This window comes from Streptomyces sp. NPDC085931 (genome assembly GCF_044540565.1).
GTDB lineage: Bacteria > Actinomycetota > Actinomycetes > Streptomycetales > Streptomycetaceae > Streptomyces.
Genome location: NZ_JBITSK010000014.1, coordinates 187,940 through 203,211 on the forward strand (window position 1 = coordinate 187,940; position 15,272 = coordinate 203,211).

Genomic DNA, 15,272 nt, shown 5'->3' on the forward strand with positions numbered 1-15,272 from the left:
ATGCGTACGCTCTGTTCTTCCACGCTGATCGGCGAGTTCTTCGTCATCGGGTTCGCCGGGCTGGTCGCCATGAAGGACCCCGACCTGTCCATGAGCACCGTGTGGACGGTCAGCGGCATCGCGATGTTCCTGTGCGTGGTGCTGTGCGGGCTGGTGACGCGGCCCGGCGGGGTCGCCCTGGGCTGGGCGCTGCAGATCGCGCTCATCGCGTCCGGCTTCATCGTGCCGACCATGTTCTTCCTCGGAGCGATCTTCGCGGCCCTGTGGTGGGCGTCCGTGCACTACGGGCGGAAGGTGGACGAGGCGAAGGCGAGATTCGCCGCCCAGGCCTCCTCCTCCACACCTGACGCTGCGTAACAGGCGCCCCGACACGCCGGGTAATCTCGTCCCACCGCATCACCGCATCACCGCATCACCGCATCACCGCACAGCCTTCACGCATAAGGAGCCCCGTCGTGACCCAGCGCACCCTCGTCCTCCTCAAGCCCGACGCCGTCCGTCGTGGCCTGACCGGCGAGATCATCAGCCGCATCGAGCGCAAGGCGGGCTGGACGATCACCGCGCTGGAGCTGCGCACCCTGGACCAGGACACGCTGGAGCAGCACTACGGCGAGCACCAGGGCAAGCCCTTCTACGAGCCGCTGGTGGAGTTCATGGCGTCCGGCCCGGTCGTGGCGATGATCGTCGAGGGCGAGCGGGTCATCGAGGGCGTGCGCGCGCTCGCCGGCCCGACCGACCCGATCGCGGCGGCGCCCGGCTCCATCCGCGGCGACTTCGGCGTCATCGTCCGGGAGAACCTGATCCACGCCTCCGACTCGGAGGAGTCCGCCGAACGCGAGGTGAAGATCTTCTTCCCCGGACGGGCGTAGGCTCCGCACTCCACCAGCACAAACGGCAGGTCCGGGGGCGCCGGTCCCCGGGCTTTGCGGCATATGCGTGGCGTACGAGGGAACGATCGCCCCCGAACGCCCGTCTCCACAAGCGAACCCGCACGGCATCTGCTGACAATGGCGGAGACCCTCCCGCAGTGTTCGCGAAGGCGCGTCTACCATGGAAGCCTTCACGTCACAGCACCCACCTTTGCCGACCTGAAAAGCCCTCAAAAGCTCATGGGAAGGCCAGACGAATCCTGATGGGGAACTCAATGTCGTTCATCGGCCGTGACATGGCTGTCGACCTCGGGACCGCCAACACGCTGGTGTACGTCAGGGGTCGCGGGATCGTACTCAACGAGCCGTCCGTCGTCGCGATCAACACCAACACCGGTGGCATCCTCGCGGTCGGCGCCGAAGCGAAGAAGATGATCGGGCGCACGCCCGGCAACATCGTTGCCGTTCGTCCGCTGAAGGACGGCGTGATCGCCGACTTCGAGATCACCGAGCGGATGCTCCGCTACTTCATCCTGAAGATCCACAAGCGGCGGTATCTGGCTCGTCCGCGGGTCGTCGTCTGTGTGCCGTCGGGCATCACGGGCGTCGAGCGCCGTGCCGTCATCGAGGCGTCGTCCCAGGCCGGCGCCCGCCAGGTGCACATCATCGAGGAGCCCATGGCCGCGGCCATCGGCTCCGGCCTGCCGGTCCACGAGGCCACGGGCAACATGGTGGTCGACATCGGCGGCGGTACGACGGAGGTCGCGGTCATCTCCCTCGGCGGCATCGTCACCGCCCAGTCCATCCGGGTGGCCGGCGACGAACTGGACAACGCGATCATCCAGCACATCAAGAAGGAGTACTCGCTCCTGCTGGGTGAGCGGACGGCCGAACAGATCAAGATCACGATCGGTTCGGCGTACGACCTCGACACCGACGAGCACACCGAAATCCGCGGCAGGGACCTGGTCTCCGGCCTGCCGAAGACCGTCGTCATCTCCGCGGCCGAGGTCCGCAAGGCGATCGAGGAACCGGTCAACGCCATCGTCGACGCCGTCAAGACGACCCTCGACAAGTGCCCGCCGGAGCTGTCCGGCGACATCATGGACCGAGGAATCGTTCTGACCGGCGGCGGGGCGCTGCTGCGGGGCCTGGACGAGCGGCTGCGCCGGGAGACGGGCATGCCGATCCACATCGCCGAGGACCCCCTGGACAGCGTGGCGCTCGGATCCGGAAAGTGCGTCGAGGAGTTCGAGGCGCTGCAGCAGGTGCTGGACGCCCAGCCGCGCAGATGACATAACTCTTCGATTCCGCCGTACGGGACGATCTCCTCTCGTACGGCGGATCGTTGATATAGAGGCATAAGCTCCCGTAAAGCAGCCCCTCGGTATTCCCTGGGGCTTCCCGAATTCCTATGAGGAAGGGCACGGCCGCCGCACGTGAGGGACACACGAGAGAGCCGGCTGCTCCTGGTGCTGCTGATCGCCATCGCGTTCGCGTTGATCACGGTGGACATCCGCGGTGGGGAGGACTCGCCCGTCGACGGCGCCCGGCAGGCCGCGGCGACGGTCTTCGGCCCGATCGAGAGCGGCGTGTCGTCCGCGGTCGACCCGGTGGGCAACGCGGTCTCCGCGATCCGCGACTCCGGCGAACGGCACGACCGCCTCGCCGCGCTGGAGCAGGAGAACGCCGCCCTGAAGGCCCGCCTGGGCAGCGACGACCGCGCCCGCAGCCGCCTCAAGCAGCTCGACAAGATGCTGAAGGTCGCCGGGCAGGGCCAGTACGGCATCAAGGGCGCCGAGGTCATCGCCATCGGCGCGGCGCAGGGCTTCTCCTGGACCATCACCATCGACGTCGGCGCCAACGACGGCATCAAGCGCGACATGACCGTCCTCAACGGGGACGGGCTCGTCGGCCGCGTGACCACCGTCGGGCCGAACACCGCCACGGTGCTGCTCGCCAGCGACCCCGACTTCACGGTCGGCACCCGCATGGAGTCCGGTGACGAACTCGGCTTCGCCTCCGGGCAGGGCGACCGCCCGCTGCGCGTGGAACTCCTCAACGGCAAGGCCGAGGTGAAGAAGGGCGACCGTCTGGTCACCTTCGGCTCGCAGGCCGACCGGCCGTTCGTGCCCGGCGTGCCGGTCGGCGTGGTCTCCCGTGTCGACCCCTCCGGCGGCGGCCTGACCCGCACGCTGTACGTCACGCCGTACGTCGCCTTCAGCAAGCTCGACATCGTCGGTGTCGTGGTCGAGTCCCCGAAGAAGGACCCGCGTGACACGGTGCTCCCGCCCAAGCCCAAGCCGACCCCGAGGCCGACGGTGACGGTGACCGTGACGCCGTCCGCCGGGGCCCCCGTGGACGGCCAGAACCAGCAAGAGCAGTAGGAGCTGTCACCCCATGCGCGTCAACCGGATCCTGCTCTCCTCCGCCCTGGTCGTCGTCGCCCTGGTGATCCAGGTGAGCGTCCTCGCCCGCCTGCACCTGCCGGGCGCGGTGCCCGACCTGCTGCTGCTCACCGTCCTGGGCCTGGCGCTGGTGTACGGGCACGTCGGCGGGGCCCTCGTCGGCTTCGGCGCGGGTCTGCTCGCCGACCTGGCGCCGCCCGCCGACCACGCCGCCGGGCGGTACGCCCTGGTGCTGTGCGTCATCGGCTATCTCGCGGGCCTGGTGAAGCCCGAGACCGGCCAGCTGAAGTCCGCGACCGGCCCGATGGTCGTGGTGGTCGCCGCCGCGGTCGGTTCGACCCTGCTGTACGCCGGGGTCGGGGCCCTCGTCGGGGACACCGCCGCCCGCCATGTGGGCCTGGGCAGCCTGCTGTTCACGGCCGCCCTGTACGACCTGCTGCTCGCCCCGTTCGTGGTGCCCGGGGTGATGGCCCTGGCCCGGCGCGCCGAGAACGATCCGCTCGCCGAGTCCACGTCGGCCGCCGCCAAGGCCACGGACATCTCCTCCGGCTGGCTCGCCGGCGGCACCGGCCTGAAGATCGGCAGCCAGCGCAACGGGCTGCGGGTGAAGGCGGCCCGGGCCCGGATGGCGCGGGCCGGGCGCATCAAGGGGGTCAAGCGGCTGTGAAGCCCGGGAAGTTCACCGGAACGGGGCGGTCCGGCAGGAACGCCGGCGCGGGCGCCCTTCGTTCCCCACACGTCACCGCACACACGTGTGCGGACGGACCGTCGTACTCGCACATCCGTACACGCAGGGAGAGGGGGAGGCAGCCGCAGTGACCAACATTCCCGAGACCGGGCGGAACCCACGGGTCCAGATCCGGCTCGTCGTCATTCAGGTCCTGGTCCTCTCCCTCCTGCTCACCCTCGGCGGACGCCTGTGGTACCTCCAGATCCGTGAGGGCGCGGCCTACGCCAAGGAGGCGTCGGGCAACCACGTCCAGCAGGTGGTCCAGCCCGCCGTGCGCGGCTCCATCCTGGACGCGCGCGGTGTGGCCCTCGCCGACAACGAGACGCGTCTGGTGGTCTCCGCCTCCCGCACGGACCTGCTGAAGATGAAGGACGACGGCAAGGAGGTCCTCACCAAGCTCGCCGGCGTCCTGGGCATGACCCCCAAGGAGGTCATGGAGAAGGTCCGGCTGTGCGACGCCAAGACGCCCCAGCCCTGCTGGAACGGCTCGCCCTACCAGCCCATCCCCATCACCGACGAGGCCACGCCCAAGCAGGCCCTGCAGATCCGCGAGCGCGCCGAGGACTTCCCCGGCATCACCGCCGAGCCCCAGGCCGTGCGCCGCTACCCCAGCCCGGGCAAGGCCAACACCGCCCAGGTCCTCGGCTACCTCTCCCCGGTCACCGACGAGGAGATCAAGAAGGCGCAGAACACCGACTCGCCGTACCTGCGCTCCGACCAGGTCGGCCGCTCCGGCCTGGAGCGCCAGTACGACAAGCAGCTGCGCGGCAAGGCCGGCGTCACGCGCTACGAGGTCGACAACCTCGGCCGCGTCATCGGCCAGGCCGAGGCCGACCCCGCCCACCCCGGCGACAACCTCGTCACCAGCATCGACGCCCGCGTCCAGCGGATCGCCGAGTACGAGCTGAACGAGGCCATGAAGCAGGCCCGCAAGGAGCACGACCGCAACACGGGCACGAACTACAAGGCCGACTCCGGCGCCGTCGTCGTCATGGAGGCCAAGACCGGCCGCGTCGTCGCCATGGCGTCGAACCCGACGTACGACCCGAACGCCTGGGTGGGCGGCATCTCCGCCAAGGACTACGCCCGGCTCACCGGCAAGAAGTCCAACTACCCGCTGCTCAACCGCGCCATCCAGGGCCAGTCGGCGCCCGGCTCCATCTTCAAGGTCATCCCGACCGCCGCCGCGGTCAACGCCGGCTACTCCTTCAACGGCCCCTACGAGTGCTCCAGTTCGTACTCCATCGGCGGTCAGGTCTTCAAGAACTTCGAGTCCAAGGGCTACGGGGCGATCAGCCTCGGCCGCGCCCTGGAGGTCTCCTGCGACACGGTCTTCTACCGCCTCTCCCACGAGGAGTGGAAGCGCGACGGCGGCACCAAGCCGAAGAAGAACGCCAACGACTGGTTCTACAAGACCGCCCACCAGTTCGGCCTCGGCAAGGAAACCGGCATCGACCTGCCCAACGAGGTCACCGGCCGCGTCCCCGACCGCCAGTGGAAGCTGGACTACTGGAAGGCCAACAAGGACGCCTGGTGCCGCACCGGCAAGCGCAACGGCAGCTACGCCGAGAAGATCGCCTACGAGAACTGCCTCGAAGGCAACCGCCTGCGCGCCGGTGACTCCGTCAACTACTCCATCGGCCAGGGCGACACGCTCGTCACACCGATCCAGATGGCCACCATCTACGCCGCCATCTCCAACGGCGGCACGATGTACACGCCCTCCGTCGGCAAGGCCGTCATCAGCGCCGACGGCAAGACCGTCACGCCGATCAAGCCCCAGGCGCACGGCAAGCTCCCCATGAGCCAGAAGACGCGCAGCGAGATAAGCGATGCCCTCGCGGGAGTCGCCACCCGCGGTACGGCCGCCTGGAGGTTCGGCGGCTGGCCGCAGGACAAGATCCCGATGCACGCCAAGACGGGTACGGCCGAGGTCTACGGCAAGCAGACGACCTCCTGGTTCGCCACGTACACCAAGGACTACGCGGTCGTCATGACGATCTCCCAGGGTGGTACGGGCTCCGGCGCCTCGGGTCCGGCCGTGCGCAACATCTACAACGCGCTGTACGGCGTCTCCCCGGACGGCGACATCGACCCGAAGAAGGCCCTGCTGCCCACGCCGCAGAAGACCCTCCCGAAGGTGAAGGCCGACGGCACGATCGCCTCCCCGAAGCTGTCCAAGGACCCGGCCAAGGACCAGCAGGCGAACAAGAAGGACCCCAACGCCCCGGCCGACCCGCTCCAGCCGGCGACGGCGGCCCCGCCCACGCCCGAGAACCGCGACACCCGAAGGCGCCGGCGCCGGCGGGGAAGCCGGAGGATGCCGACATGACCGGCGGTGTGAACAGCTTCCAGGTCTCCGGCTACGGGCCCGAGCGCTCCGGCTGGACACGGCTGCTGGCCCGCGACTCGGTGGCACGACGGCTCGACTGGCCGATCCTGCTGTCGGCCTTGGCCCTGTCCCTGATGGGCACGCTGCTGGTCTACTCGGCCACCCGCAACCGCACCGAGCTCAACCAGGGCGACCCGTACTACTTCCTCGTCCGGCACCTGCTGAACACCGGCATCGGCCTCGCCCTGATGGCCGGCACGGTCTGGCTCGGCCACCGCGCCCTGCGCACGGCCGTGCCGATCCTGTACGGCTTCTCGGTGCTGCTGATCCTGCTGGTGCTCACCCCGCTCGGCTCGACGATCAACGGCGCCCACTCCTGGATCAAGCTCCCCGGCGGCTTCTCGCTCCAGCCCTCGGAGTTCGTGAAGGTCACGATCATCCTGGGCATGGCGATGCTGCTGGCGGCCCGGGTCGACGCGGGCGACAAGCAGTACCCCGACCACCGCACGGTCGTGCAGGCACTCGGCCTGGCCGCCGTGCCCATGCTGATCGTGATGCTCATGCCCGACCTCGGGTCGGTCATGGTCATGGTCATCATCGTGCTCGGCGTGCTGCTCGCCTCCGGCGCCACCAACCGGTGGGTGTTCGGCCTGCTCGGCGCGGGCGCGACCGGCGCGATCGCCATCTGGCAGCTCGGAGTGCTCGACGACTACCAGATCGCCCGCTTCGCCGCCTTCGCCAACCCCGAGCTCGACCCGGCCGGCGTCGGCTACAACACCAACCAGGCCCGCATCGCCATCGGCTCCGGCGGACTGACCGGCTCCGGCCTCTTCCACGGCTCGCAGACCACCGGCCAGTTCGTGCCCGAGCAGCAGACGGACTTCGTCTTCACGGTGGCGGGGGAGGAGCTGGGCTTCCTCGGCGGCGGGCTGATCATCCTGCTGCTCGGCATCGTGCTGTGGCGGGCCTGCCGGATCGCCCGGGAGACGACCGACCTGTACGGCACGATCGTGGCCGCCGGCATCGTCGCCTGGTTCGCCTTCCAGACGTTCGAGAACATCGGCATGACCCTCGGCATCATGCCGGTCACGGGCCTGCCGCTGCCGTTCGTCTCCTACGGCGGCTCCTCGATGTTCGCCGTGTGGATAGCGGTGGGACTGCTGCAGTCGATCCGGGTGCAGCGGCCGCTGTCGGCATGACACGGCGCGGGGTGGCCCTCTGCCGCCCCGCGCCCCGTCCGACTAGATTCGGTTCATGGCGGACACCAAGCGTGAGATCGAGCGGAAGTACGAGGCCACAGACGGCGGGCTGCCGGACCTGACCGGTGTGGCCGGGGTCGCGAACGTGGTCGACCGGGGGGTGGCCCAGCTCGACGCCACCTACTACGACACGGCCGACGAGCGCCTCGCCGCGACGGCCGTCACCCTGCGCCGCCGCACCGGCGGCTCGGACGCGGGCTGGCACCTGAAGTTCCCGGTCGGCCCGGACACCCGGGACGAGATCCGCGCCCCGCTCTCCGACACCCTCCCCGGCGAACTCGCCGGGCTCGTCCGCTCCCGCGTCCGCGACGCCGAGCTGGTCCCCCTGGTCCGGCTGCGCTCCGAGCGCGATGTACGGCACCTCGTCGACGCCGGCGGTCGGCTGCTCGCCGAGGTCAGCGTGGACGCCGTGCACGCCGAGCGGCTCACGGCCGGCGGGGGCGAGGCGCGGTGGACCGAGCTGGAGGTCGAACTCGCCGACGGGGGCGACCCGGCCTTCCTCGACCGGGTCGAGAAGCGGCTGCGCAAGGCCGGGGTGCGGCCGTCGAAATCCGCGTCCAAGCTGGCACGGGCCCTGGCGGAGACCGCGCCCGGGAAGCGGCGCCCGTCCGCGGACGCCGGGGAGCCGGTGACCGCCGGCGACCACGTGCTCGCCTACGTACGCGAACAACGCGACGCGATCGTCGCGCTGGACCCGGCCGTCCGCCGGGACGCCGAGGACGCCGTGCACGGCATGCGCGTGGCCACCCGGCGGCTGCGCAGCACCTTTACGTCCTTCCGGGGCATCCTCGACCGGGCCGTCACCGACCCGATCGCCGACGAGCTGAAGTGGCTGGCCGGGGAGCTGGGCCTGGACCGTGACCGCGAGGTGCTGGCCGAACGGCTGACGGCGGCCCTGAGCGAGGTGCCCGACGGCCTGGTCCGCGGCCCCGTGGCCGAGCGGCTGCGCCACTGGTCGAGCGCCGAGCACCACACGGCCCGCGGCCGGCTCCTCGGCGTCCTGGACTCCCGCCGCCACCTCGCCCTGCTCGACACCCTGGACGCGCTGATCGCCGCACCGCCGCTGCTGAAGGCGGCCGGGAAGAAGCCCGGCACACCGCTCGCCGACGCGGTGAAGAAGGACGTCCGCAAGGTGTCCCGGCTGGTCGAGCGGGCGCTGGAGCTGGAGCCCGGCACCGAACGGGACGTCGCCGTGCACGAGGCCCGCAAGAAGGCCAAGCGCGCCCGCTACGCCGCCGAGGTGGCCGAGCCGGCCCTCGGCAAGCCCGCCACGACCGTGCTGAAGGCCATGAAGTCGCTGCAGAAGCTGCTCGGCGAGCACCAGGACAGCGTGATGGCCCGGCAGACCCTGCGCGAGCTGTCGGCGGTCGCCCACGCGGCGGGCGAGAGCGCCTTCACCTACGGCCTGCTCCACGAGCGAGAGGAGCAGCGCGCCCTGCGCACGGAGGCCGAGCTGCCCGGGCTGTGGAAGGAGATCAAGGGCTCGGCGGCGGGCCTGTGAGCCTCGGGGCGTACGGAGGTGCTCCGCGGCCGCGTTAGGCTGGATGGTCACCCCTGTCAGTTCAGTCCAGCCCACGAAGGTGCGCGACATGCCTGCCGAAGTCGCTGCGTCGGTGTTCCCGCAGCTCGAAGCTCTGCTCCCGCATGTGCAGAAGCCGATCCAGTACGTCGGCGGAGAGCTCAACTCCACGGTCAAGGACTGGGAGTCCTGTGACGTCCGCTGGGCGCTCATGTACCCGGACGCCTACGAGGTCGGCCTGCCCAACCAGGGCGTCCAGATCCTGTACGAGGTCCTGAACGAGCAGCAGGGCGTCCTCGCCGAGCGCACGTACAGCGTCTGGCCGGACCTGGAGGAGCTGATGCGCGAGCACGGCGTCCCCCAGTTCACGGTCGACAGCCACCGGCCGGTGAAGGCGTTCGACGTGCTCGGCCTGTCCTTCTCCACCGAGCTCGGCTACACGAACATGCTGGCCGCCCTGGACCTGGCGGGCATCCCGCTGGAGTCGAAGGACCGCGGCCTGGACGACCCGATCGTCCTGGCCGGCGGGCACGCCGCGTTCAACCCCGAGCCGATCGCGGACTTCATCGACTGCGCCGTGATCGGCGACGGCGAGCAGGCCGTCCTGGAGATCACCGCGATCGTCCGCGCCTGGAAGGCCGAGGGCCGCCCGGGCGGCCGCGAGGAACTGCTGTTCCGCCTGGCGAAGACGGGCGGGGTGTACGTGCCCGGCTTCTACGACGTCGAGTACCTGCCGGACGGCCGTATCGCCCGCGTGGTGCCCAAGCGCAGCGGTGTCCCGTGGCGGGTGTCCAAGCACACCGTCATGGACCTGGACGAGTGGCCGTACCCCAAGCAGCCGCTGGTCCCGCTGGCCGAGACGGTGCACGAGCGCATGTCGGTGGAGATCTTCCGCGGCTGCACGCGCGGCTGCCGCTTCTGCCAGGCCGGCATGATCACGCGCCCGGTCCGCGAGCGGTCCATCACCGGCATCGGCGACATGGTGGAGAAGGGCCTGAAGGCGACCGGCTTCGAGGAGGTCGGCCTGCTGTCGCTGTCCTCCGCGGACCACAGCGAGATCGGCGACATCGCCAAGGGCCTGGCCGACCGCTACGAGGACGACAAGATCGGCTTGTCGCTGCCGTCGACCCGGGTGGACGCCTTCAACATCGACCTGGCCAACGAGCTGACCCGCAACGGCCGCCGTTCGGGCCTGACCTTCGCTCCCGAGGGCGGCTCGGAGCGCATCCGCAAGGTCATCAACAAGATGGTCTCGGAAGAGGACCTGATCCGCACGGTCGCGACCGCCTACGGCAACGGCTGGCGTCAGGTGAAGCTGTACTTCATGTGCGGCCTGCCGACGGAGACCGACGACGACGTGCTCCAGATCGCCGACATGGCCACGCGCGTCATCCAGAAGGGCCGCGAGGTCTCCGGCTCCAACGACATCCGCTGCACGGTCTCGATCGGCGGTTTCGTCCCCAAGCCGCACACGCCCTTCCAGTGGGCCCCGCAGCTGTCCGCCGAGGAGACCGACGCCCGCCTGGCCAAGCTCCGGGACAAGATCCGCGGCGACAAGAAGTACGGCCGCTCCATCGGCTTCCGCTACCACGACGGCAAGCCCGGCATCGTCGAGGGCCTGCTCTCCCGCGGCGACCGCCGCATCGGTGCGGTCATCCGCGCGGTGTACGAGGACGGCGGCCGCTTCGACGGCTGGCGCGAGCACTTCTCCTACGACCGCTGGATGGCGTGCGCGGACAAGGCGCTGGAGCCGTTCGGGGTGGACGTCGACTGGTACACCACCCGTGAGCGCACCTACGAGGAGGTCCTGCCCTGGGACCACCTCGACTCGGGCCTGGACAAGGACTGGCTCTGGGAGGACTGGCAGGACGCCCTCGACGAGACGGAGGTCGAGGACTGCCGCTGGACGCCGTGCTTCGACTGCGGGGTGTGCCCGCAGATGGACACCCACATCCAGATCGGCCCGACGGGCAAGAAGCTGCTGCCCCTGACGGTCAAGAACGCCGCACCGGCACCGAGCGGGCACGCGCACTGACAGGAAAACCGGTCGAGCCCCCTCCGCTGCGGAGGGGGCTCACTGTTGGGGGCGCCGGGGGCGCCGGGCCCTCGGCGGCGCTTTTCCGCCGCCGAACGACGGGTGAGACACCCCGGTCCCGGGGGACCCGCTGAGGAGGCGGAGTCGGTGGCGCTCCCCCGGGGGGCCGGCCCCGTCAGGTTCCCCCAGTTCAGAACATGTGCTGGGGGAACCGTCAACTCAGTCCGCCGTGTTCGCACACCCGGCGGGCGACCTCCCGGAGCTTGATGTTGTGCTCCTGGGAGAAGCGGCGCAGGACGTCGAAGGCCTGCTCCTCGGTGAGGCGGTGGCTGCCCATGAGGATGCCCATCGCCTCGCCGATGACGTGCCGGGTGGCGATGGCCTGCTCCAGCTGGGCGTGGCTGCGGGCGCTGGAGAAGGCGACGGCGGCGTGCGAGGCCAGCAGCCAGCCGGCGGTCTCGCCGTCCTCGGAGAAGGATCCGGGCCGGTGGGAGTACAGGTTGAGCGCGCCGAGGTCCTCGTCCTCGGTGTACAGCAGGAAGCCCATCATGCTGCCGATGCCCAGGTCCTCGGCCCGGGCGGCGTAGGCCGGCCAGCGGGAGCGCCCGGCGGTGAGATCGGCGATGCGGAACACCCGTTCACCGGTGCTGGTGCGGGCCGCGTCGAAGCAGGGGCCCTCGCCGAGGCGTTCCTGGAGCCGGTCGCTCTCCACCACCAGGTCGTGGGTCGGGGCGAGCGACTCCACGGTCCTGCCGCGCAGCAGCAGGATGCCGGCCGCGTCGCACCCGGAGACCAGCTCGACGGCCGCGTGGGTGATCTGCCCCAGCGTGGCCTCGACCGAGTCCTGGGCGAGCAGGTCCCGCGCCATGGAGGCCATCTCCTGTGCGAACACGCGCCAGTCCACCGTCGTCCTCCTCGGTCCGGGTACCGGCCTGGATGCCTCTTGCCACGCTGTCACGGGTCGCACGCCTCCGGAGGGACGGCCAGTTGCCAGGCCTATCGAATATCGATAACTTCCTATCGTGGAACGATTGGGAACGTGGGGAGAGCGGGGAGTGGGGATGGGGAAGCCGGCCGTGATCGCGTTGCGTGCGGTGCTGGTGGTGCTGCTGGCCGGTTCGCTGTTCGTGCAGGGCGTGATGGTCCCGCTGCTGGCGATCGACATGAACGCACTGGAGCCCGAGCACGCCCAGCTGCGCACGCCGGTGCTGGTGATCCTGGTGCTGGGCATCGTGACCGCCCAGGTCGTCCTCGTCTGCGTGTGGCGGCTGCTGACCATGGTGCGGCGCGGGACGGTGTTCTCGACCGGCGCCTTCCGCTACGTGCACCTCGTGATCGGCGCGTTCGTGACGGCCGCCTGCCTGGTGTTCGCGCTCGGGGCCGTGCTCGCGCCGGGCGACGCCGTCGCGCCCGGGGTGGTGCTCCTGCTGGGCGGGGTCGGCGTGGCCGTGCTGGGAGTCGCGCTGGTCGTGCTGGTGTTGCGGATGCTGCTGGCGCAGGCCGTCGCCCGCGACGTCGAGGCGGCCCGGATGCGGGCCGAGCTGGAAGAGGTCATCTGATGCCGATCGCCGTCGACATCGACGTGATGCTGGCGAAGCGGAAGATGTCCGTGGGCGAACTCGCCGAACGGGTCGGCATCACCCCGGCCAACCTGGCCGTCCTCAAGAACGGCCGTGCCAGGGCGGTCCGCTTCTCCACCCTGGCCGCGCTCTGCGAGGTGCTGGAGTGCCAGCCGGGTGAGCTGCTGCGCTTCGAGGCGGACGGGGACGCCTCCGGCGCCGAGTCCTGAGGGGTGTGCCGCGGCGCGCGGGTGATCCCGGCCCGGACGGGACTGGACCGTGCGAACGGGATCCGGACGGGGCGCTGACGCGTCTTCGGCGGTATGGATCTGGAGAAAGCGCCCCGTGAGGGTTGCGCACCGCGGGTCGCTGCGCGCACCCGTCCGGCCGGGCCGCCCGCCCGGCCGCAGCCCGAGGCGCCCGAGGGGTGCCTCACCGTCGCGATCCGGATCCCCGTGCGGATCGTCTTGCTCGTGCTGGTCGTCCCCGTGCGGATGGCCTGGGACGCGCTCGTCGTCACCGGCCGGTTCCTGAACGACACCCTGCTGCGGCCGCTCGGCCGGGCCCTGCTGTGGCTGGGCCGGGTGGTGCTGGTGTGGCCGTTCGTCGCGCTGTGGCGGTACGTGGCGGTGCCGCTGGGCAAGGGTCTCGCCCGGCTCGGCCACGTCCTCGTCGTGGTGCCGCTCCTCTGGTCGTACCGGTACGTGCTCACACCCCTGGGACACGTGCTCGCCCGGGCCGGGCGGGGCGTCGGCACCGCGCTCGGCTGGGCGTACGCGCACCTGCTCACCCCCGTCGGGCACGCGGTGATGTGGGTGCTGAGGGGCATCGGCGCCGTACTGGCCGCGCTCGGGCTCGGCGCCTGGACGGCCCTGGCGTGGCTCGTCCGGTACCTCGTCGTCGTGCCGGCCCGCGGCCTGTACGCCTGGGTGCTCGCGCCCGTCGGACGCGCCCTGCTGTGGTGCGGCAGGGGGCTCGCGTGGCTGGTTGGCACGGTGGTCACCGGCGTCGGAGCGGCCCTGTACTGGATAGCGCGGATCCTGTTCGTGCTGCCCGCGCTCGCCCTGTGGCGCTGGGTCCTCACCCCCGTGGGCCGTGTCCTCGCCGTCGTCGGACGGGAGGTTCGGGACGCCCTGGGCCACGCCTGGCGTGTCGCCGGCCATGTCTCGCTCGCCGTCGGGCGGTTCCTCGGCACGCTGGTGCGGTGGATCCTCGTCGAACCGGTGCGCTGGGTGTACCGCAGTGTGCTCACGCCCGTCGGGCACGCCGTGCGCGACACCGTCTGGCGGCCCGCCGCCGAGGCCGCCCGCGGTGCCGGACGGGCCGTGCGGCAGGCGCTGGCCGCCGCCCGTGAGACCGTACGGCAGGCCCGCGCCGACGTGCGGCGGACGCTGTTCGGGGAACCCGGACGCCCCGTGCCGGTCGCCCGGAGGGAACCTTCCGGCCGCGAGGCACGTACTCTTGGTAGCAGTACGACCGCTCTCACGAAGGACTGAACGACACTGGGCAAGCGACAGCCCGAAGGCCCGCCGCCCGCACCCGCGGTGCAGCGCATCCGACTGCGCTACACCAAGCGCGGCCGCCTCCGGTTCACCAGCCACCGTGACTTCCAGCGCGCCTTCGAGCGTGCGTTGCGCCGTGCCGAGGTGCCGATGGCCTACTCGGCCGGTTTCACGCCGCACCCGAAGGTGTCGTACGCCAATGCCGCACCCACCGGCACGGGCAGTGAGGCGGAGTACCTGGAGATCGCGCTCACCGCGCACCGCGACCCGGAGCGGCTCAGGGTCCTCCTCGACGAGTCGCTGCCCGCCGGGCTCGACATCGTCGAGGCGGTCGAGGCCCGCACCTCGGGCCTCGCCGACCGGCTGACGGCTTCCGTGTGGGAGCTGCGGCTGGACGGCGTGTCGCCGGAGGAGGCCCGCCGGGCGGCGGACGCCTTCACCGCGGCGGAGAGCGTGGAAGTTAAGCGACTCGCCAAGAACGGCGTGCGCACGTTCGACGCCCGTTCCGCGGTCGTGAGCCTGGAGGTCCGCGACCTCTCGGAAACGCAGAGTGCGCTGGCTGATAGGCCGAGCGACCAGCCCTGTGCGATACTGCGGCTGGTTGTTCGGCACGTGACGCCTGCCGTACGACCCGACGACGTCCTGTCCGGTCTCCGCGCCGTGGCCGACCTGGCGCCGCCGGTCCCCGCAGCGGTGACCAGGCTGGCGCAGGGGCTGTTCGATGAAGAGACCGGCACGGTGACCGACCCGCTCGCGCCCGACCGCGAGGCAGCGCAGGCCCCCTCAACGGCCGAACAGCCTGCCACCGCGACGGCGCCGGCGTAAGGAAGGTCCCGCGTAGGGACGGACGTCGTAGCGCCGCCCTCGGACTCGGGAGCCACCTGGGTCGGGCAGCGCACCGACCAGAAGACTTTCGCCAGGCCGTACGCATTCGGCGTACGGAACCGGCGAGACAGGACACGGAGAGCTCCCGTGCGGCGCCCGCGCCCCGGACGGCGGCGACGCGCACAGCGCGAGCCGCGGACGTCACCGGCATCGCCGGACCAGGCGCGGCGCCCG

Annotated in this window: 14 protein-coding genes; 13 read left to right on the top strand and 1 reads right to left on the bottom strand. The window is 70.9% G+C overall.

What is annotated here, in order from left to right; all coding sequences use genetic code 11:
• From ACIGAN_RS27595 to ACIGAN_RS27635, 9 genes are all read left to right on the top strand, one after another.
• Positions 1 to 357: a DUF4233 domain-containing protein gene (locus ACIGAN_RS27595; protein WP_365087898.1), complete on the top strand. Its 357-nt coding sequence runs from the start codon at positions 1 to 3 to the stop codon at positions 355 to 357.
• A gap of 98 nt (positions 358 to 455) precedes the next feature.
• Complete coding sequence (gene ndk / locus ACIGAN_RS27600; protein WP_365736899.1) at positions 456 to 869, top strand: nucleoside-diphosphate kinase; 414 nt, start codon at positions 456 to 458, stop codon at positions 867 to 869.
• A 275-nt stretch (positions 870 to 1,144) separates the two neighbouring features.
• Complete coding sequence (locus ACIGAN_RS27605; protein WP_006133575.1) at positions 1,145 to 2,164, top strand: rod shape-determining protein; 1,020 nt, start codon at positions 1,145 to 1,147, stop codon at positions 2,162 to 2,164.
• A gap of 144 nt (positions 2,165 to 2,308) precedes the next feature.
• Positions 2,309 to 3,256, top strand: a complete 948-nt coding sequence (gene mreC, locus ACIGAN_RS27610) for a rod shape-determining protein MreC (protein WP_365087900.1) — start codon at positions 2,309 to 2,311, stop codon at positions 3,254 to 3,256.
• Between the two features lie 13 nt (positions 3,257 to 3,269).
• Positions 3,270 to 3,944 (top strand): rod shape-determining protein MreD, encoded by a 675-nt coding sequence (gene mreD, locus ACIGAN_RS27615; RefSeq protein WP_365087901.1) that lies wholly within the window; start codon positions 3,270 to 3,272, stop codon positions 3,942 to 3,944.
• Between the two features lie 148 nt (positions 3,945 to 4,092).
• A complete protein-coding gene (gene mrdA / locus ACIGAN_RS27620) occupies positions 4,093 to 6,339 on the top strand; it encodes a penicillin-binding protein 2 (protein WP_365736895.1) in 2,247 nt (748 codons plus the stop codon).
• Positions 6,336 to 7,538: a rod shape-determining protein RodA gene (gene rodA / locus ACIGAN_RS27625; RefSeq protein WP_399861640.1), complete on the top strand. Its 1,203-nt coding sequence runs from the start codon at positions 6,336 to 6,338 to the stop codon at positions 7,536 to 7,538. The genes mrdA and rodA overlap by 4 nt, the downstream gene beginning before the upstream one ends.
• A 55-nt stretch (positions 7,539 to 7,593) precedes the next feature.
• Entirely contained in the window at positions 7,594 to 9,099 is a 1,506-nt protein-coding gene (locus ACIGAN_RS27630; protein ID WP_399861643.1) for a CYTH and CHAD domain-containing protein, read from the top strand.
• An 88-nt stretch (positions 9,100 to 9,187) separates the two neighbouring features.
• Positions 9,188 to 11,152: a TIGR03960 family B12-binding radical SAM protein gene (locus ACIGAN_RS27635; protein ID WP_365736891.1), complete on the top strand. Its 1,965-nt coding sequence runs from the start codon at positions 9,188 to 9,190 to the stop codon at positions 11,150 to 11,152.
• 214 nt (positions 11,153 to 11,366) lie between these two features.
• On the opposite strand, the gene ACIGAN_RS27640 is transcribed toward ACIGAN_RS27635, so the two are convergent.
• Positions 11,367 to 12,056 (bottom strand): GAF and ANTAR domain-containing protein, encoded by a 690-nt coding sequence (locus tag ACIGAN_RS27640; RefSeq protein WP_399861646.1) that lies wholly within the window; start codon positions 12,054 to 12,056, stop codon positions 11,367 to 11,369.
• A 157-nt stretch (positions 12,057 to 12,213) separates the two neighbouring features.
• Between ACIGAN_RS27640 and ACIGAN_RS27645 the strand changes: the two genes are divergently transcribed.
• The 4 genes from ACIGAN_RS27645 to ACIGAN_RS27660 all read left to right on the top strand — a co-directional run bounded on the left by ACIGAN_RS27645 (position 12,214) and on the right by ACIGAN_RS27660 (position 15,038).
• Positions 12,214 to 12,711, top strand: coding sequence for a DUF2975 domain-containing protein (locus ACIGAN_RS27645; protein WP_399861649.1), 498 nt, complete (start codon positions 12,214 to 12,216; stop codon positions 12,709 to 12,711).
• Entirely contained in the window at positions 12,711 to 12,941 is a 231-nt protein-coding gene (locus ACIGAN_RS27650) for a helix-turn-helix domain-containing protein (protein WP_365736883.1), read from the top strand. Before ACIGAN_RS27645 ends, ACIGAN_RS27650 begins: the two co-directional genes overlap by 1 nt.
• A gap of 93 nt (positions 12,942 to 13,034) precedes the next feature.
• Positions 13,035 to 14,207: a hypothetical protein gene (locus tag ACIGAN_RS27655; protein WP_399861652.1), complete on the top strand. Its 1,173-nt coding sequence runs from the start codon at positions 13,035 to 13,037 to the stop codon at positions 14,205 to 14,207.
• Positions 14,208 to 14,255: 48 nt separating this feature from the next.
• Positions 14,256 to 15,038 carry a TIGR03936 family radical SAM-associated protein gene (locus ACIGAN_RS27660; RefSeq protein WP_399861655.1) on the top strand — a complete coding sequence of 261 codons (783 nt, stop codon included), beginning with the start codon at positions 14,256 to 14,258 and terminating at the stop codon, positions 15,036 to 15,038.
• The last annotated feature ends 234 nt before the right edge of the window (positions 15,039 to 15,272 follow it).